Source organism: Methylobacterium sp. J-068 (genome assembly GCF_022829445.1).
In the GTDB taxonomy this organism is placed as follows: Bacteria; Pseudomonadota; Alphaproteobacteria; order Rhizobiales; family Beijerinckiaceae; genus Methylobacterium.
The window spans coordinates 1-19,415 of sequence record NZ_JAKSXY010000010.1 but is presented as its reverse complement, the minus strand read 5'-3'; the positions used below and the strand labels follow the sequence as shown (position 1 = coordinate 19,415).

Here is a 19,415-nt window from a genome sequence, read left to right as displayed (position 1 = left end):
GTACGCCGTGAACGTCGCCCCGCCCGTCTCGGCCAGAACCTTCGTGATCGCCGCCGTCAGCGACGTCTTGCCGTGATCGACGTGACCGATCGTGCCGATGTTGCAGTGCGGCTTCGTACGCGCAAATTTCTCTTTGGCCATGAGAGCCTCCGTCTGTTCCGATGTTGCGTCTGAAGGGGTGCGGGTGGCGCCCCGGAGGGCGCCGCCGACTTTAAGCGTACTTGGCGACGACCTTCTCGGCCTCGCCGCGCGGCACCTCTTCGTAATGGTCGAACTGCATTGTGAAGTTCGCGCGGCCCTGGGAGAAAGAGCGCAGCTGGTTCACGTAGCCGAACATGTTGGCCAGCGGCACCATCGCGTTGATGACGTTCGCGTTGCCGCGCATGTCCTGGCCCTGGATCTGGCCACGGCGGGAGTTGAGATCGCCGATGACCGAACCGGTATATTCCTCCGGCGAGACGACCTCGACCTTCATCACCGGCTCGAGGAGCACCGAGCCGCCCTTCTGGAGGGCTTCACGGAGCGCCGCACGGGAGGCGATCTCGAAGGCGAGAGCCGAGGAGTCGACGTCGTGGTAGGCGCCGTCGATCAGCTCGACCTTGATGTCGACGACCGGGAAGCCCGCCAGGATGCCGGCGCCGAGGACCGAGTTCAGGCCCTTCTCGACGCCCGGGATGTACTCCTTCGGCACCGTGCCGCCGATGATCTTCGAGGTGAACTCGAAGCCCTTGCCGGGCTCGTTGGGCTCCACCACGAACTTCACCCGGGCGAACTGACCGGTACCGCCGGTCTGCTTCTTGTGGGTGTAGTCGATCTCGGTGCGCTTCGTGAGCTTCTCACGATAGGCGACCTGAGGCTGGCCGATATTCGCGTCGACCATGTAGGTGCGGCGCAGGATGTCGACCTTGATGTCGAGGTGGAGTTCGCCCATCCCGCGAAGGATGGTCTGACCCGATTCCTGGTCCGTCGAGACCCGGAAGGACGGATCCTCGGCGGCCAGCTTGGCCAACGCGATGCCGAGCTTCTCCTGATCGGCCTTCGACTTCGGCTCGACGGCGATCTCGATGACGGGCTCCGGGAACTCCATCTTCTCGAGGATCACGGCATCCTTGGGATCGCACAGGGTGTCACCCGTGCGGGTCTCCTTGAGACCGGCCAGCGCGACGATGTCGCCCGTGTAGGCTTCCTTCACGTCCTCGCGGTTGTTGGCGTGCATGAGAAGCATGCGACCGACCCGCTCCTTCTTGTCGCGCGACGAGTTGATGACGTTGGCGCCCGATTCGATCTTGCCCGAATAGACACGGCAGAACGTGATCGTGCCGACGTGGGGATCGTCCATGATCTTGAATGCGAGCATGGCGAAGGGATCGCTGTCCGACGGATGACGAACGGTCTCTTCCTCGGTCTTGAAGTCGAGGCCCTTGATCTCGCCACGATCGGCGGGGGACGGCAGGTAATCCACGACCGCGTCGAGCAGCGGCTGAACGCCCTTGTTCTTGAAGGCCGAACCGCACAGCACCGGGTGGAAGGCACGGCGCTGGACGGCCGTGCGGACGAGGCGGTGCATCGTGGCGGCGTCCGGCTCGACACCGTCGAGGTAAGCGGCCATGGCATCGTCGTCCATCTCGACGCAGGCCTCGACGAGCTTGATGCGGTACTCCGCAGCCTGGTCGGCGAGGTCGGCCGGAATCTCGGTCTCCGAGAAATCGGCGCCGAGCTTCTCCGAGGTCCAGACGATGGCCTTCATCTTGATGAGATCGATGACGCCCTTGAAGCTCGTCTCAGCGCCGATCGGCAGCTGCAAGCAGACGGGCTTGCCGGCGACGCGATCGATGATGTCGGCAACGCACTTGAAGAAGTCGGCGCCGATCTTGTCCATCTTGTTGACGAACACGACGCGCGGCACGTCGTACTTGTCGGCCTGACGCCACACGGTCTCGGTCTGGGGCTCGACGCCCTGGTTGCCGTCGAGCACGCAGACCGCGCCGTCGAGCACGCGGAGCGAACGCTCCACCTCGATGGTGAAGTCCACGTGGCCGGGGGTGTCGATGATGTTCAGCCGCTTGTCGCGCCAGAAGCAGGTGGTGGCAGCCGAAGTGATCGTGATGCCACGCTCCTGCTCCTGCGTCATCCAATCCATCGTCGCGGCGCCGTCATGGACTTCGCCGATCTTATGGGACTTGCCGGTGTAGTACAGGATCCGCTCGGTGGTCGTGGTCTTGCCGGCATCGATGTGAGCCATGATGCCGAAGTTGCGGTAGTCCTCGATCGCGTGCGTGCGGGGCATCGGATTGCTCCTGAAAGGGTCCGGGTCCGCTTACCAGCGGTAGTGCGAGAAGGCGCGGTTGGCTTCAGCCATCCGGTGGGTGTCTTCCCGCTTCTTGACGGCGTTGCCACGGTTGTTCGCGGCATCGAGCAGCTCGGCGGAGAGACGCTCGACCATGGTGCGGTCGTTGCGGCCGCGCGCGGCCTGGATCAGCCAGCGGATGGCCAGCGCCTGGCGGCGCTCGGTGCGCACCTCGACGGGGACCTGATAGGTCGCGCCGCCGACGCGGCGGGAACGGACTTCGATCGCCGGGGCGACGTTGTCGAGCGCAGCGCGGAACACCTCGATGGGGTTCGCGCGGGCGCGGTTCTCGACGATGTCGAAGGCGCCGTACACGATGCGCTCGGCGGTCGACTTCTTGCCCTCGTACATGATCGAATTCATGAACTTGGTGAGAACGATGTCCCCGTACTTCGGGTCCGGAATGATTTCACGCTTCTCGGCAGAATGGCGGCGGGACATCGCTCGCTCCGTCTAAACTTAAGGTCTTGAAACCACCCCGCGCAGGCCGCCTTGAGCCTCGTCGAGGCCGGCGACATCCTTACGGGGTGCGCGAATATCGGTCTTACTTCGGGCGCTTGGCGCCGTACTTCGAACGGCGCTGCTTGCGGCCCTTCACGCCCTGCGTGTCGAGCACACCGCGCAGGATGTGGTAGCGAACACCCGGAAGGTCCTTCACGCGACCGCCGCGGATCATCACCACGGAGTGCTCCTGAAGGTTGTGACCCTCGCCCGGGATGTAACCGATGACCTCGAAGCCGTTGGTGAGACGAACCTTCGCGACCTTGCGGAGCGCGGAGTTCGGCTTCTTCGGGGTCGTCGTGTAGACGCGGGTGCAGACGCCACGCTTCTGCGGGCAGGCGTCGAGCGCCGGCACCTTGTTGCGGCTCTTCTGCGCCTTGCGCGGCTGAGCGATCAGCTGGTTGATCGTCGGCATGCCAATCCTCTCGAAACGCGTCACCGTCGTCGGTGACCGTCGAAATCCAAATCTCGTTGTGGCCGGCCCCGGCATCGCACGAAGCTGTGCGACGAAACGCAAAACCGCGCCCCAGGCTGATCTCAGCCTTTGGCGCGCCGTTGCAAGCAGAGGATCACCTGCATTGAAGCAAGCGATCGTGCCGGGCTGACACGTGTTCGTCTGTTGAAGTCGGATGCGTTTAGGAAGCCTGGATCGAGGCTCGGGGCCTCACGATCGTTTGCTGCCTACGGCCAGCCGTTCAATGAGGGCCTGATAGAGGGGGATTCGCCCCGCGTCAACCCATTCCGTTACAAGTTCATGAAGTTGCGGGGCTTCGCCGGCCTCGATCGGCGCGACTCCGCGCCCATGAAAAAGGGGCCGCCCGGACGGGCAGCCCCTTTTCGTCTCTCGATCAGGTCCGGTCGCTCACTCGGCGGCGGGCGGCAGTTCCGAGAGGGGCTGGGCGCCGCTCTCGCTGGCCTTCTGCTGAAGGATCAGGTTGTCGCGACGCCGCGCCACGGCGCGGATCTCGGCGGCCATGGAGCCCGTGCCGGCCGGGATGAGCGAGCCGACGATGACGTTCTCCTTGAGACCCTCGAGGTAGTCGATCTTGCCGTTGACCGCCGCCTCGGTGAGGACGCGGGTGGTCTCCTGGAATGAGGCCGCCGAGATGAACGACTTCGTCTGCAGGCTCGCCTTGGTGATGCCGAGCAGCACGGGAACGCCCACGACCGGCTTTTTGCCCTCGGCAAGCAGCTTCTCGTTGATGTCCGCGAGCTCCGTCCGGTCGATCTGATCGCCCGTCAGGATGTCGGAATCGCCGCCATCGGTGATCTCGACCTTCTGCAGCATCTGCCGGACGATGACCTCGATGTGCTTGTCGTTGATCGACACGCCCTGGAGCCGGTAGACCTCCTGGATCTCATTGACGAGGTAAGCGGCCAGCTCCTCCACGCCCTTGATCGCCAGGATGTCGTGCGGCGCTGGGTTGCCGTCGACGATGTAGTCGCCGAGTTCCACCACGTCCCCGTCCTGAAGGTGGATGTGCTTGCCCTTCGGGATCAGGTACTCGACCGCCTCCGAACCGTCATGCGGCGTCAGCGTCAGGCGACGCTTGTTCTTGTAGTCGCGCCCGAACTGGATCGTGCCCGACTTCTCCGCGATGATCGCCGCGTCCTTCGGACGACGGGCCTCGAACAGCTCCGCCACCCGCGGCAGACCGCCGGTGATGTCGCGGGTCTTGGCCGAGTCGGTGGAGACGCGGGCGAGGATGTCGCCGGCCTTCACCTTGGCGCCGGGGTCGTAGCCGATGATGGCGTCGACCGGCAGGAAGTAGCGGGCATCCGAGCCGCGCGGCAGCTTCATCGGCTTGCCGTCGTCGTCGAGCACCAGCATCGCCGGCTTGAGGTCGGCGGTGCGGGCGGTGCCGCGCCAGTCGATGACGACGCGCTTGGCGATGCCGGTCGACTCGTCGGTGGTCTCGGTGATCGACTGGCCGTCGATGAGGTCCTCGTAGGCCACCACGCCGTCCGTCTCGGTGATGATCGGACGGGTGTAGGGGTCCCATTCGGCGATGCGCTGGCCGCGCTTCACCTTGTCCCCGTCGTCGACCCGCAGCTTGGCGCCGTATTGCAGGCGGTGCACCGCGCGCTCCGAGCCGTCCGAGCCGACGATGACGACGGCGACGTTACGGCCGGTGGCGATGAGATCGCCATCCGAGTTCCGGGCGAGCGCCCGGTTACGGATCTTGATCGAACCCTCGAAGCTCGACTCGATGAAGGACGAGTCGGCGATCTGGGCCGCGCCACCGATGTGGAAGGTGCGCATGGTGAGCTGGGTGCCCGGCTCGCCGATGGACTGCGCCGCGATGACGCCGACGGCCTCGCCCATGTTGACGGGCGTACCACGGGCGAGATCGCGCCCGTAGCAGGTGGCGCAGACGCCGCTCCGGGTGGCGCAGACGAGCACCGAGCGGATCTTGACCTCCTGGATGCCGGCCGCCTGGATGGCGGGCAGGTGCTTCTCCTCGATGGTCTCGTTGGTCTTGACGATGACCGTGCCGTCCTGGGCCACCAGGTCCTCGGCGGTGGCGCGGCCGAGGATGCGGATCGCCAGCGGAGCCACGACCTGACCCGCATCCACGATGGCGCGCATGCGGATGCCGTTGGTGGTGCCGCAATCGGTCTCGCGGATCACGGCGTCCTGCGCCACGTCGACGAGGCGACGGGTGAGGTAACCGGAATTCGCGGTCTTGAGCGCGGTGTCGGCCAGACCCTTGCGGGCGCCGTGCGTCGAGTTGAAGTACTCGAGCACGTCGAGGCCTTCCTTGAAGTTCGAGATGATCGGCGTCTCGATGATCTCGCCCGACGGCTTGGCCATGAGGCCGCGCATGGCGGCGAGCTGCTTCATTTGCGCCGGCGAACCACGGGCGCCGGAATGGCTCATCATGTAGATCGAGTTGACCTGCTTGTCGGCGCCGTGCTCGTCCTTCTGCACGGTGGAGATGCGCAGCATCATCTCGGCGGCGAGCTTGTCCGAGCACTTGGCCCAGGCATCGACCACCTTGTTGTACTTCTCGCCCTGGGTGATCAGGCCGTCGTTGTACTGCTGCTCATAATCCTTCACCAGCGCGCGGGTGTCGTCCACGATCGGCCACTTGTTGTCCGGCACCACCATGTCGTCCTTGCCGAACGAGATGCCAGCCTTGAACGCGTGGTTGAAGCCGAGCGCCATGATGCGATCGCAGAAGATCACCGACTCCTTCTGACCGCAGTGGCGGTAGACGGTGTCGATCATCGCGGAGATCTCCTTCTTGGTCATCAGCTTGTTGACGACGTCGTAGGGGACGTTCTTGTGCAGCGGCAGCGCGGTCGAGAGGATCACGCGGCCCGGGGTGGTGTCGTAGGTCTTGGTCAGCGGCTCGCCGTCCGGCCCGATGCCGTTCCAGCGCCAGCGGATCTTGGTGTGCAGCTTCACGGTCTTGGCCGCGAGCGCGTGCTCGAGCTCGCCGATGTTGCCGAACACGCCCTGCATCGGGTTCTGCTTGTTCGTCGGATCGAAGGCGCCGATGGCCCCTTCCGCGACGATCGACAGGTAATACAGGCCGAGCACGATGTCCTGCGAGGGCACGATGATCGGCTGGCCGTTGGCCGGGTGCAGGATGTTGTTGGTCGACATCATCAGGACGCGCGCCTCCAGCTGAGCCTCGAGGCTCAGGGGGACGTGCACGGCCATCTGGTCGCCGTCGAAATCGGCGTTGAACGCGGCGCAGACCAGCGGGTGCAGCTGGATCGCCTTGCCCTCGATCAGCTTGGGCTCGAAGGCCTGGATGCCGAGGCGGTGCAGCGTCGGCGCGCGGTTCAGCATCACCGGGTGCTCGCGGATCACCTCGTCGAGGATGTCCCAGACCTCCGGCTTCTCCTTCTCCACGAGCTTCTTGGCCTGCTTCACCGTGGCCGAGAAACCCTTGGCGTCGAGGCGCGCGTAGATGAACGGCTTGAACAGCTCCAGGGCCATCTTCTTGGGAAGGCCGCACTGGTGCAGCTTCAGCTCAGGACCCACCACGATGACCGAGCGGCCGGAATAGTCGACGCGCTTGCCGAGCAGGTTCTGGCGGAAGCGGCCCTGCTTGCCCTTCAGCATGTCGGCGAGCGACTTCAGCGGACGCTTGTTGGCGCCCGTGATGACGCGGCCGCGGCGGCCGTTGTCGAACAGCGCGTCAACCGCCTCCTGAAGCATGCGCTTCTCGTTGCGGATGATGATGTCGGGCGCGCGCAGTTCGATCAGCCGCTTCAGGCGGTTGTTGCGGTTGATGACGCGGCGGTAGAGGTCGTTCAGGTCGGACGTGGCGAAGCGGCCGCCGTCGAGCGGGACGAGCGGGCGCAGGTCCGGCGGGATCACCGGCACCACGGTGAGGATCATCCATTCGGGCTTGTTGCCCGACATCTGGAAGGCCTCGATGATCTTCAGGCGCTTGAGAAGCTTCTTCGGCTTCAGCTCGGAGGTCGTGGTGGCGATCTCCTCGCGCAGCGAATCCGCGATGCCGTCGAGGTCGAGTTCCTGCAGGATCCGGCGGATGGCTTCCGCGCCGATCATGGCGGTGAACGAATCCTCGCCGTACTCCTCCTGGGCGCGCAGGTACTCCTCCTCCGACAGGAGCTGACGCTCCTTGAGGGGGGTGAGGCCCGGCTCGATGACGCAGTAGGACTCGAAGTAGAGGATGCGCTCGAGGTCCTTGAGCGCCATGTCGAGCAGCAGGCCGATGCGGCTCGGCAGCGACTTCAGGAACCAGATGTGGGCGACGGGGGCGGCGAGCTCGATATGGCCCATGCGGTCGCGCCGGACGCGCGCAAGGGTGACCTCGACGCCGCACTTCTCACAGATGACGCCCTTGTACTTCATGCGCTTGTACTTGCCGCACAAGCACTCGTAATCCTTGATGGGTCCGAAGATGCGCGCGCAGAACAAGCCGTCACGCTCCGGCTTGAACGTGCGGTAGTTGATCGTCTCCGGCTTCTTGATCTCGCCGAAGGACCACGAGAGGATCTTCTCCGGCGACGAGATCGAGATCTTGATCTGGTCGAAGCTCTGGGGCTGAGCCTGCTGGTTGAAAAGATTCATGACCTCTTGGTTCATGATCTACTCCTGCTGACGAGGCGCACCCTCCGCCGAGGGGCTGACCGCGTGCTGAAAACGGATGCGGCGCAACGACCGGCCGGATCGTCGCTCACCGTAGAGTGGGAGGCGCTGCCCCTCCCCGCTCGGACCGCGCCGGCCTTGGAGCCGGCGCGGGAGCGTGACGCGGTGGTTATTCGGCCGCCTCTGCGGGCGGCTCGATCTGGTCGTTGGCGAGCTTCTTCGAGGAGGTGAGCTCCACGTTAAGGCCGAGCGAGCGCATTTCCTTGACGAGCACGTTGAACGACTCGGGGATGCCGGCCTCGAAGGTGTCGTCGCCGCGCACGATGGCCTCGTAGACCTTGGTGCGGCCGGCCACGTCGTCCGACTTGACCGTGAGCATCTCCTGCAGCGTGTACGCGGCGCCGTAGGCTTCGAGCGCCCAGACCTCCATCTCGCCGAAGCGCTGACCGCCGAACTGCGCCTTTCCGCCCAGCGGCTGCTGGGTGACGAGGGAGTACGGGCCGATCGACCGGGCGTGGATCTTGTCGTCCACGAGGTGGTGCAGCTTCAGCATGTAGATGTAGCCCATCGTCACCTTGCGGTCGAAGGGCTCGCCCGTGCGGCCGTCATAGAGGGTCGACTGGGCCGAACGGTCGAGACCGGCCATCTCCAGCATCTGCTCGATGTCGGCTTCCTTGGCGCCGTTGAACACCGGGGTCGCCATCGGCACGCCGCGGCGCACGTTGTTGGCGGCTTCCGCCATCTCCTCGTCGGTCAGGCCCTCCAGCTCGGATGGTGCGTAGATCGCCTCCATCTCCGCCTTCAGGGGGGCGATGTCGTTGCTGCGCAGGTAGGCGTCCACCGCCAGGCTGACCTTGCGACCGAGACCGGCCGCCGCCCAGCCGAGGTGGGTCTCGAGGATCTGGCCCACGTTCATGCGCGACGGCACGCCGAGGGGGTTCAGCACGATGTCGGCGTGGGTGCCGTCTTCGAGGAACGGCATGTCCTCGATGGGCACGATTCGCGACACGACACCCTTGTTGCCGTGGCGGCCGGCCATCTTGTCGCCCGGCTGGATCTTGCGCTTCACCGCGACGAAGACCTTGACCATCTTCATGACGCCGGGGGGCAGCTCGTCGCCGCGCTGCAGCTTCTCGACTTTGTCGAGGAAGCGCTGCTCGAGGCGCTTCTTCGACTCGTCGTACTGCTTCTGCATCGCTTCCATCTCGGTCATGAGACGGTCGTCGATGACGGCGAACTGCCACCATTGCGAGCGCGGGTATTCGCTCAGGAGCTCACGGTTGAGCGTGGTCTCCTTCTTGAAGCCCTTCGGACCGGCGATGGGCGCCTGCCCGATGAGCACGGTGGCGAGACGCGCGTAGGTGTTGCGGTCGAGGATCGCCTGCTCGTCGTCGCGATCCTTGGCGAGGCGTTCGATCTCCTCGCGCTCGATCGCCTGGGCGCGCTCGTCCTTGTCGACGCCGTGGCGGTTGAACACCCGGACCTCGACGATGGTGCCCGTCACGCCTGGGGGGACCCGGAGCGAGGTGTCGCGCACGTCGGACGCCTTCTCACCGAAGATGGCGCGCAGGAGCTTTTCCTCCGGCGTCATCGGGCTCTCGCCCTTCGGGGTGATCTTGCCGCACAGGATGTCGCCCGCGTGGACCTCGGCGCCGATATAGACGATGCCGGCCTCGTCGAGGTTCTTCAGCGCCTCTTCCGAGACGTTGGGGATGTCGCGGGTGATTTCCTCCGGACCGAGCTTGGTGTCTCGGGCCATCACCTCGAATTCCTCGATGTGGATCGAGGTGAACACGTCATCCTTCACGATCCGCTCGGACAGCAGGATCGAGTCCTCGAAGTTGTAGCCGTTCCACGGCATGAACGCGACGAGCACGTTGCGGCCGAGGGCCAGCTCGCCGAACTCCGTCGAGGGACCGTCGGCGATGATCTCGCCCTTCTTCACGGCCTCGCCGACGCGCACCAGGGGCTTCTGCGTGATGCAGGTCGACTGGTTGGAGCGCTGGAACTTCTGCAGGCGGTAGATGTCGACGCCGGGCTTGTTGGCGTCGGCCTCTTCCGTGGCGCGGATGACGATACGGGTGGCGTCCACCTGATCGACGATACCGGTGCGCCGGGCCGCGATGGCGGCGCCGGAGTCGCGGGCGACCACGGCCTCCATGCCGGTGCCGACGAAGGGTGCGTCGGCGCGAACCAGCGGCACCGCCTGGCGCTGCATGTTCGAGCCCATCAGCGCGCGGTTCGCGTCGTCGTTCTCGAGGAACGGGATCAGCGCGGCCGCCACCGAGACGAGCTGCTTCGGCGACACGTCCATCAGGTCGACGCGGTCCGGCGGCACCACGATGACGTCGCCGGCGCGACGGCAGACCACGAGGTCCTCCGTCAGCTTGAAGCTCTCGTCCATCTGCGCGTTGGCCTGGGCGACGTAGTACTTCGCCTCCTCCATCGCCGAGAGATAGGCGACGTCGGTGGTCACGACGCCGTCCTTCACCCGTCGGAACGGGGTCTCGATGAAGCCGTACTTGTTCACCCGCGCGAAGGTCGCGAGCGAGTTGATCAGGCCGATGTTCGGGCCTTCCGGCGTCTCGATCGGGCAGATGCGGCCGTAATGGGTCGGGTGCACGTCGCGCACCTCGAAGCCGGCGCGCTCACGGGTGAGACCGCCCGGGCCAAGCGCCGAGAGGCGGCGCTTGTGCGTCACCTCGGAGAGCGGGTTGGTCTGGTCCATGAACTGCGACAGCTGCGACGAGCCGAAGAACTCGCGCACGGCGGCGGCGGCCGGCTTCGCATTGATGAGGTCCTGCGGCATCACGGTGTCGATGTCGACGGAGGACATCCGCTCCTTGATGGCGCGCTCCATGCGGAGCAGGCCGAGGCGGTACTGGTTCTCCATCAGCTCGCCGACCGAGCGCACGCGCCGGTTGCCGAGGTGATCGATGTCGTCGATCTCGCCCTTGCCGTCGCGCAGATCCACCAGCGCCTTGACCACCGCGAGCATGTCCTCGCGGCGCAACGTGCGCACAGTGTCCTCGGCGTCGAGGTCGAGGCGCATGTTCATCTTCACGCGGCCCACGGCCGAGAGGTCGTAGCGCTCGGAATCGAAGAAGAGCGAGTGGAACATCGCCTCCGCGGTGTCGAGCGTCGGCGGCTCGCCGGGACGCATGACGCGGTAGATGTCGAACAGCGCGCCCTCGCGGCCGGAATTCTTGTCCACCGCGAGCGTGTTGCGGATGTAGGGACCGACGTTGATGTGATCGATGTCGAGCACCGGCAGCTCGGAGACTCCGACCTCCTCGAGGCTCTTCAGGAGCTTGTCGGAGATCTCGTCGCCGGCCTCGGCCCAGATCTCGCCGGTCTTCGGGTTGACGAGGTCCTCGGCGATGTACTGGCCGATCAGATCCTCGTCGGTGGCCTTGAGGAAGTTCACGCCGCGCTCGGCGATCTGCCGGGCGTTGCGGGCGTTCAGCTTCTTGCCGGCCTCGAGCACGACCTCGCCGGATTCCGCGTCGATGAGGTCGACGGAGGCCTTGAAGCCCTTCAGGCGCTCGGCGTCGTAGGGCACGCGCCACTCGGCGCCGTCGCGGTCGTAGATCACGCGGTTGTAGAAGGTCGAGAGGATCTCCTCGCCGTCGAGGCCGAGCGCGAACAGCAGCGACGTCACGGGCAGCTTGCGCTTCCGGTCGATGCGGACGTGGACGATGTCCTTGGCGTCGAACTCGACGTCGAGCCAGGAGCCGCGATACGGGATGATGCGGGCGGCGAACAGGAGCTTGCCCGACGAGTGGGTCTTGCCCTTGTCGTGGTCGAAGAACACGCCCGGCGAACGGTGCATCTGGGAGACGATGACGCGCTCGGTGCCGTTGACGATGAAGGTGCCGTTCTCCGTCATCAGGGGCATGTCGCCCATGTAGACGTCCTGCTCCTTGATGTCCTTGACCGACTTCGCGCCGGTGTCCGGGTCCACATCGAACACGATGAGCCGCAGCGTGACCTTGAGCGGGGCCGCGTATGTGATGCCGCGCTGGCGGCACTCGTCGACATCGTATTTCGGCTGCTCGAACGTGTACTTCACGAATTCGAGCAGGGCCGTGGACGAGAAGTCCGAGATCGGGAAGACCGACTTGAACACGGTCTGCAGGCCTTCGTCGCCCCGGCCGCCTTCCGGTTCGTCCATGATCAGGAACTGGTCGTAGGACGCCTTCTGAACCTCGATGAGGTTCGGCATCTCGGCGACTTCCTTGATCTTGCCGAAGAACTTGCGAATCCGCTTGCGACCGACCAGCGTGTTGGCCATGGGTGACCTCGCTCCTACGTCCCGCGTACCGGGTGCCCGGGGAAGGCTTCTGCCTCCCGCAACCAGGCGATGGGCCCGCCCCGCCGGACGACGCCCACCCGAACTGAAAAACTCGTGGCCCTCGCGCGGGCCGGCCGGGTCGCCTGAAGCGACCGTGGCCCACGGGCGTGAACCCGCGGGCCGTCGGTGCCGTCAGGTCCGAAGGGACCCGACGGAGAGGAATGGGCCGGTTCGGCCCATCCGAAGAGTCTTACTTGAGCTCGACCTTGGCGCCAGCCTTCTCGAGCTGGGCCTTGAGCTTCTCGGCCTCTTCCTTGTTGACGGACTCCTTGACGGCCTTCGGGGCGCCCTCGACGAGGTCCTTGGCTTCCTTGAGGCCGAGGCCGGTGATCGCGCGGACCTCCTTGATGACCTCGATCTTCTTGTCGCCGGCGGCGGTGAGCATGACCGTGAACTCGGTCTGCTCCTCGGCGGCGGCAGCCGGGCCGGCGGCCGGGCCGGCGGCCACGGCGACGGCGGCGGCGGCCGAGACGCCCCACTTCTCTTCGAGCATCTTGGCGAGGTCGGCGGCCTCGAGAACGGTCAGCGAGGACAGGTCGTCGACGAGCTTGGCGAGATCAGCCATGTTGGTATTCCTTTAGATATCGGTTTGAACGGATGGGTTGAGAAGGGCGATGCGGCCTCAGGCCGCTTCGCTCTGAGCCTCGTCCTTGGTGGCATAGGCCCCGAACACGCGGGCGAGCTTGGCCGCCGGTGCGTTGACGACCTGGGCGATCTTGGTCGCGGGAGCCTGGACCAGGCCCACGATCTTGGCGCGCAGTTCGTCGAGGGACGGCAGCGAGGCGAGCGCCTTCACACCGTCCGGGTTCAGGGCGGTCGTGCCCATGGCGCCGCCGAGGATCACGAGCTTGTCGTTGACCTTGGCGAAGTCCACCGCAACCTTGGCGGCCGCGACCGGATCGCTCGAATAGGCGAGCAGGGTCGGGCCCTTCAGGAGGGGCTTGATGGAGGCGACGTCCGTGCCATCGAGAGCGATGTTGGCGAGGCGGTTCTTGGTGACCTTCACGGTGGCGCCGGCCTGCTTCATCTGCGAGCGCAGCTTCTGCATGTCGGCGACCGTGAGGCCCTTGTAGTGGGCCACGACGACGACGGCGGTGTTCGCGAACACGCCGTTGAGCGTCGAGACGAGATCAGCTTTGGCTGTCCTGTCCACTGGGGCTCTCTCCGGTTGGCGGAACCCGAGGATGGGTCCGCCGGTTGCACATGCCGCCCGGGACGGAACTCGGCTTAACGAGAAGCCGGAACGTCCTTGGCGACGCTTCACGGCCCTGTCCCCCATCGTCCCCTGGAACGGGTGGACGACACGGGTGAGATGGTTCAAACCGATGCCTCATCCTGTCCGCGAGGTACGAACCGGGCGAGGGGTCTAGAATTTCGGTCTTCCCAGTCTGTGCAGGCTTGGCGGATTAAGCCGGTTGCCCGGCGCCTGCAGTCTCGGACAGGACATGGCCGGACGAAGCCCCGAAGGGCTTCTTGCCCCTCAAAGCCTTCCGGCCATCACCGCCTGGTTACCCAGGCGATCTTCAGAAACGGAACGCGACCGATCGGTCGATTCCTTTCCCATGTATGAAAACGTTGAGGCGGTCTATAGAGCCTTGCAAGCACCCTGCCAAGTGCCCCGACGCGAGAAATGCGTCGCGGGCGGCGGTTTTCGCTTGACGCCCCAGGGCCGGTCTCGCGGGCTCCCAATCCGAAGCCCGCGGCCGCGCTACGTCGGCAGAAACTTGCGTGCGACGCGCCACCACGGCTCGCGCGCGTCGCGCTTCTGGTCAGCCTTCGCCGCGTAGAACGATGCGTTGTGTTCGCCGCGCAGAGCCTCGCGGGTGAAGCGGATCAGGTGGTGCGCCACGAAGCCCATGTTGAAGACCGCCTCGATCTGGCCGCGCCGCAGGGCGTGCCCCGCGGCCCGCCAGAACACGCCGCGATAATCCGAGAGCAGCCCGACGCGGACCGCGATGTTGAAGCCGAGGATCAGGCCGCGCCGCAGGTTGGTCCGGGTCAGCTTGCCCCGGGTCGGCGTCTTGATCCGGTGCGGATAGGTCCGCTCCACCTGGTAGCGGAAGCGCGCGAACAGGTTCTCGGGCTCGTAGGCATGGGCGATGGCCCGGCGCCAGCTCGCCACCACGTCGTCGTGGGGGCGCTTGAACAGGACGTTGGATTCGAGCGCCGCGTCGTGCGTGAGGCGGCCCTCCCGGGTCAGCCGGTCCCAGAGCGGGGTCTTGGGCAGCGCCTGGAGCAGGTTCATCGTCAGCACCGGCACCGCCGACTTGTCGACGAAGTCGATCAGCTTCTGCTCGGACTGGTCGGTGTCCGTGTCGAGGCCGAGGATGATGCCCGAGGTGACTTCGAGGCCGAAGCTGTTGAGCGTCTCGATCGCCTCGTACATCGGCACGGCGGCGTTGTGCTTCTTGTCGATGCCCGCGAGCGCGTCCTCCTCCGGCGTCTCGATGCCGACGAAGACGGTCATGAAGTTGGCCTGCCGCATCAGCTCCAGGATGTCGGGCTGCTTGGCCATGTTCAGCGTCGCCTCGCAGGCGAACTGAAGCGGGTAGTCGTTCTTCTTCTGCCACGCCACGAGGTGGGGCAGCATGTCCTTCGTCGCCTTGCGGTTGCCGATGAAGTTGTCGTCGACGAAGTAGACCACCGCCGGGTGGCCGGGCTGGGCGATGATGGCGTCGAGTTCGCCGAGCATCTGCTCCGGGCTCTTCAGGCGCGGCTGGCGGCCGTAGAGCTGCGGGATGTCGCAGAACTCGCAGCGATAGGGGCAGCCGGACGAGAATTGCAGTGAGCCGATGAGGTAGCGCTTCAGCGGCGCGGCCGCGTAGGCGGGAGCCGGGAAGTCGGAGAGCGGCAGGCGCTCCTTGGTCTCGAGGCGGACCTGGCTCGCGGGGATCGACACGTCGCGATCCAGGATGGAGACCAGCGTGTCGGTGGCGTCACCGATCTCGCCGAGATGCAGGTAGTCGAATTCCGGGTACTGCTCGGGAGAGCCGGAGACCGAGGGGCCGCCCAGCACCGTGACCTTACCGGCCGCGTGCGCCCTCGCGTAGATGTCGCGGATCTGCGGCGCCTGGATGTGCATGCCGGACACGAACACCGCGTCGGCCCAGGCGAAGTCCGCCGGTCCCGCGCGGGTGATGTTCTCGTCGATGAACCGGTACTCCCACGTCTCCGGCATGTAGGCCGCGATCAGCAGGAGCCCCTGGGGGGGCATGAAGGCCTTCACGCCGCCCATCAGGGGGTAGGCGTGAGAGAAGGTCCCGAAGGACGGCGTGTAGGCGGGAAAGACGCACAGGATGCGTCGCTTGGAGGTGACCGAGAGGGTGCATCGCATGCACGCATACCTAGCACAGGCATCCGCGAAGGCGTCACCCTCGGATGTTGTTTTCTTGCCGCTTCGTCGGGGCGCATCCGCTGCGGCGGGGCGAACGCGGCCTCGGCTCACGCGCCTTTGAACGGGGCCCCCGATCGGAGCCTGCCTGCGAACGACGGGCAAGGAGCTGGCGAGCCTGAGCCAAAACGAAAACGCCCGGCCGAGGGGCCGGGCGTCCGAGACGTTTCGGAGTTCTCGCCGAGGTGGCGGCTCAGGCGGTGAGAACCGTCGAGGGCTCGACCTTGACGCCCGGACCCATCGAGGAGGTCACCGCGACGCGCTGGACGTACTGGCCCTTGGCGCCGGCCGGCTTGGCCTTGGCGACCGCGTCGGCGAACGCCTTGATGTTCTCGACGAGCTTGTCGGCGTCGAACGAGACCTTGCCGATGCCGGCATGGATGATGCCGGCCTTCTCGACGCGGAACTCGACCGAGCCGCCCTTGGCGCCGGCGACGGCACCCTTCACGTCCATGGTCACGGTACCAACCTTCGGGTTCGGCATCAGGCCGCGGGGGCCAAGCACCTTGCCGAGACGGCCGACGAGCGGCATCAGGTCGGGCGTCGCGATGCAGCGATCGAACTCGATCTTGCCGCTCTGGACGATCTCAAGGAGGTCCTCGGCGCCCACGATGTCGGCGCCGGCCGCCTTGGCCTCGTCGGCCTTGGCGCCGCGGGCGAACACCGCCACCCGCACCGTGCGGCCGGAGCCGTTGGGCAGGTTGCAGACGCCGCGGACCATCTGGTCGGCGTGGCGCGGGTCGACGCCGAGGTTCATCGAGATCTCGACGGTCTCGTCGAACTTGGCGCTGGCCTTCTCCTTCACGAGCTTGATCGCCTCGTCGATGGAGTAGAGCTTGAGCGCGTCGATGCCCTCGCGGGCGGCGCGGATGCGCTTGCCTTCGTGTGCCATTGTGCCCTCCCCTTAAGCGACGACGTCGAGGCCCATGGCCCGCGCGGAGCCACGGATCATGGCGACGGCGGCGTCAACCGAGTCGCAGTTCAGGTCGGGCATCTTCTTCTCGGCGATCTCGCGCAGCTGCGCTTCGGTCACCTTGCCGACCGTCGGGCCCTTGCCCGGGGTCTTCGAGCCGGAAGCCGGCTTCTTGCCGATCTTCAGGCCGGCGGCCTTCTTGAGGAAGAAGGTGACCGGCGGCTGCTTCATCTCAAAGGTGAAGGAGCGGTCCTGGTACGCCGTGATGACGACCGGGATCGGGGTGCCCTTCTCGATCTGAGAGGTCTTCGCGTTGAAGGCCTTGCAGAATTCCATGATGTTGAGGCCGCGCTGACCGAGCGCGGGGCCGATGGGCGGCGACGGGTTCGCGGCGCCGGCCGGAACCTGAAGCTTCACGTAGCCCGTGATCTTCTTTGCCATAGGGACTGCTCCCAAAGAATGCCCGGCACCCGGCTGGCCTCAGCGCGGATGGTGCGGGCGGTTGCAGGTCGCGGTTACGGCCCGTGGGTCCCGGCGGCGATCCGGGCGGGCCTCCCGCGTGTGACACCGTTCCGGAGAGCGGTGGTTTCACGCCCGGCCGGAGCCGGGCGGAAAGGAACGCGCGAGTTCAGTCACGACTCACGCGAAATCGTAGGAAAATCAGATCTTCTCGACCTGGCCGTATTCCAGCTCGACCGGCGTGGCGCGGCCGAAGATCGAGACGGCGACCTTGAGGCGCGAGCGGCTCTCATCGATTTCCTCGACCGTGCCGTTGAAGGAGGCGAAGGGGCCGTCGGAGACCCGGACCGTCTCGCCGATCTCGAAGGAGACGGAGGGCTTCGGGCGATCGACGCCCTCGGCGACCTGACCCTTGATGCGCTCGGCCTCGGCATCCGGGATCGGGACCGGCTTCGACTTGTCGGCGCCGAGGAAGCCCGTCACCTTCGGGGTGTTCTTGATGAGGTGATAGACCTCGTCGGTCAGGTCGCACTTCACCAGGACGTAGCCGGGGAAGAACTTGCGCTCGGCGTCGACCTTGCGGCCGCGACGCACCTCGACGACCTTCTCGGTCGGAACCATGACCTCGTCGAACAATTCCATCAGGCCACGCTGGGCCGCCTGATCCTTGATGGACTGCGCGACCTTGTTCTCGAAATTCGAGTAGGCGTGGACGATGTACCAGCGCTTCGACACGGTTCTCACCAAATCCTGACGTCGATCGGCCCGGTCGCGCATGCGCGTCGAGGCCGAGAAGTTGTTAGGCGCCGACCCCGAGGATCAGGGTCACGAGATAGCGCAGCGCCTGATCCACCACGGTGAAGAAGATGCTGGCCACCACCACCATGATGAACACCATCACGGTGGTCACCACGGTCTCCTTGCGGGTCGGCCACGTGACCTTGCGGCCCTCGTCGCGCACCTGGGACAGGAACTCGGCCGGTCCGACGCGCTTCTGGGCCGGACGCGCCGGAGGGGTAGCGCGCGGGGGCGTCGGCGTGGTGGAGCCGCGCTGCGGATTGCGCGCGAGATCCACTTTCTTCGATGCTTCGTTCGATGCCATGGCGCCAACAACAGGGAGATCGGCCCGAGCTTCGGGAAAGCGCGATGCGGCGGCCCCGGGGAGGAGCCTGCATCGACGGCCTTCATCGATCTCGGAAGGCGACCGCTCTAACGCAAGTCGCCGGGCTTGTCGACTGCGCCCGGCCGGACTTCGCGGATAAGCGATCTGCTGAAAGAGAGGGGGCGGGAAGTGTCGACAGGTCTGACGCGGCCAAATGGCAGGAGTGGAGGGACTCGAACCCGCAACCTCCGGTTTTGGAGACCGGCGCTCTGACCAGTTGAGCTACACTCCTATGCGCCGAGGTCCAATGCCCGATCGCCGAAGCAGGCGCAAGGGGGTGAGCGGCGGAGTCCGGCAAATTCTGCGCTTCGACCAGCCCGACGAAGGCCTGCCAATGTCGGCGGCCCCACCCTTGGGCCGCGCATGCCGGTCGGACCTGGATCTCGGCGCCGCGGGAGGCCTGCGCGAGATTGTCGATGGCGATCCGCTCGATGGTCTCCTGGTCGACGCCCCAGGCGTCGAAGATCGGCCGGTTGACGAGCTGGTACCGGTGCGTCTCGTCAAGGGCGTATGCCACCAGGAGCCGGCCCGAGAAACGGCGGCAGGTGAGGTCGGGTGCCTGCTCGCGATAGTCGTTCGGCACGAGTTGGATGCGCAGGCGCTTCGAGGCAGCAGGAGGCTTTCGCGCGGGCCGCTCTCGACGGTCTTCGGGCTCGCGACCGGACGGACGAACGCGGGGATCGCCGCCCGGCGCCGCTCAGGTCGGCGACCATGGCATTCAGGTTGTCGAGGAACAGCGTCCTGTCGCCGAGGGTGATCTGCCTCGGGTCGGGGGTCGAGGGTGAACGGGACGTCGGGGAAATCGCTGCGCAGGATCGCCACGATCTCGTCGCGCAGCGCGCCGCCGCGCAGATCGTCGGCGCGGGCCTGCCCGGTCACCATGCTCGCGAGGGTTGTGACTCCTGTCGCGAGGAAAAGCCGGCGCGTGAGCGAGTCCGGTTTTTCGTCCACGAGGCAACCCCCGGGTCTGCAACCGTTGGTTCTGAGACGACGAGGGCCGCGATCCGTCAAGCGGATCGCGGCCCTCGACACGATGATCGCACGGCGCAGCGTTAGGCCGTGCCGGTCCGGCCTACTCGTTGATGGCGGCGACGACGCCTGCGCCGACGGTGCGTCCGCCTTCACGGATGGCGAAGCGCAGCTTCTCTTCCATGGCGACGGGGACGATCAGGGTGACGTCCATGGTCACGCTGTCGCCGGGCATCACCATCTCG

At 66.0% G+C, this 19,415-nt stretch carries 13 protein-coding genes, 1 tRNA gene and 1 pseudogene; all 15 read right to left on the bottom strand.

Annotation, left to right across the window (positions count from 1 at the left end):
* On the bottom strand, nucleotides 1–141 hold a 141-nt coding region (locus MKK54_RS00310), incomplete at its 3' end, for a GTP-binding protein (RefSeq protein ID WP_244008527.1).
* Nucleotides 142–211: 70 nt separating this feature from the next.
* Entirely contained in the window at nucleotides 212–2,287 is a 2,076-nt protein-coding gene (gene fusA, locus MKK54_RS00305) for an elongation factor G (RefSeq protein ID WP_244008526.1), read from the bottom strand.
* A 30-nt stretch (nucleotides 2,288–2,317) separates the two neighbouring features.
* Entirely contained in the window at nucleotides 2,318–2,788 is a 471-nt protein-coding gene (gene rpsG, locus MKK54_RS00300) for a 30S ribosomal protein S7 (RefSeq protein WP_056183508.1), read from the bottom strand.
* 103 nt (nucleotides 2,789–2,891) lie between these two features.
* Nucleotides 2,892–3,263 (bottom strand): 30S ribosomal protein S12, encoded by a 372-nt coding sequence (rpsL, locus tag MKK54_RS00295; protein ID WP_018044234.1) that lies wholly within the window; start codon nucleotides 3,261–3,263, stop codon nucleotides 2,892–2,894.
* A 447-nt stretch (nucleotides 3,264–3,710) separates the two neighbouring features.
* Nucleotides 3,711–7,919, bottom strand: a complete 4,209-nt coding sequence (gene rpoC, locus MKK54_RS00290; RefSeq protein ID WP_244008525.1) for a DNA-directed RNA polymerase subunit beta' — start codon at nucleotides 7,917–7,919, stop codon at nucleotides 3,711–3,713.
* A 172-nt stretch (nucleotides 7,920–8,091) separates the two neighbouring features.
* Nucleotides 8,092–12,216, bottom strand: coding sequence for a DNA-directed RNA polymerase subunit beta (gene rpoB, locus MKK54_RS00285; RefSeq protein WP_244008524.1), 4,125 nt, complete (start codon nucleotides 12,214–12,216; stop codon nucleotides 8,092–8,094).
* A 250-nt stretch (nucleotides 12,217–12,466) separates the two neighbouring features.
* The gene (gene rplL / locus MKK54_RS00280; protein ID WP_056183502.1) at nucleotides 12,467–12,841 is read right to left on the bottom strand and encodes a 50S ribosomal protein L7/L12; all 375 of its coding nucleotides are present in this window, start codon (nucleotides 12,839–12,841) and stop codon (nucleotides 12,467–12,469) included.
* 57 nt (nucleotides 12,842–12,898) lie between these two features.
* Complete coding sequence (rplJ, locus tag MKK54_RS00275; protein WP_244008523.1) at nucleotides 12,899–13,429, bottom strand: 50S ribosomal protein L10; 531 nt, start codon at nucleotides 13,427–13,429, stop codon at nucleotides 12,899–12,901.
* Nucleotides 13,430–13,984: 555 nt separating this feature from the next.
* Nucleotides 13,985–15,610, bottom strand: a complete 1,626-nt coding sequence (locus MKK54_RS00270) for a B12-binding domain-containing radical SAM protein (protein WP_244008522.1) — start codon at nucleotides 15,608–15,610, stop codon at nucleotides 13,985–13,987.
* Between the two features lie 250 nt (nucleotides 15,611–15,860).
* Complete coding sequence (gene rplA / locus MKK54_RS00265) at nucleotides 15,861–16,559, bottom strand: 50S ribosomal protein L1 (protein ID WP_244008521.1); 699 nt, start codon at nucleotides 16,557–16,559, stop codon at nucleotides 15,861–15,863.
* Between the two features lie 12 nt (nucleotides 16,560–16,571).
* Nucleotides 16,572–17,021 carry a 50S ribosomal protein L11 gene (rplK, locus tag MKK54_RS00260; RefSeq protein ID WP_018044245.1) on the bottom strand — a complete coding sequence of 150 codons (450 nt, stop codon included), beginning with the start codon at nucleotides 17,019–17,021 and terminating at the stop codon, nucleotides 16,572–16,574.
* A gap of 219 nt (nucleotides 17,022–17,240) precedes the next feature.
* Nucleotides 17,241–17,774 (bottom strand): transcription termination/antitermination protein NusG, encoded by a 534-nt coding sequence (nusG, locus tag MKK54_RS00255; RefSeq protein ID WP_056183491.1) that lies wholly within the window; start codon nucleotides 17,772–17,774, stop codon nucleotides 17,241–17,243.
* A 64-nt stretch (nucleotides 17,775–17,838) separates the two neighbouring features.
* Nucleotides 17,839–18,141 (bottom strand): preprotein translocase subunit SecE, encoded by a 303-nt coding sequence (gene secE / locus MKK54_RS00250; RefSeq protein WP_244008520.1) that lies wholly within the window; start codon nucleotides 18,139–18,141, stop codon nucleotides 17,839–17,841.
* 215 nt (nucleotides 18,142–18,356) lie between these two features.
* A tRNA-Trp gene (locus MKK54_RS00245) sits at nucleotides 18,357–18,433 on the bottom strand.
* A gap of 840 nt (nucleotides 18,434–19,273) precedes the next feature.
* Nucleotides 19,274–19,415: pseudogene (gene tuf / locus MKK54_RS00240) on the bottom strand (elongation factor Tu); the annotation flags it as partial.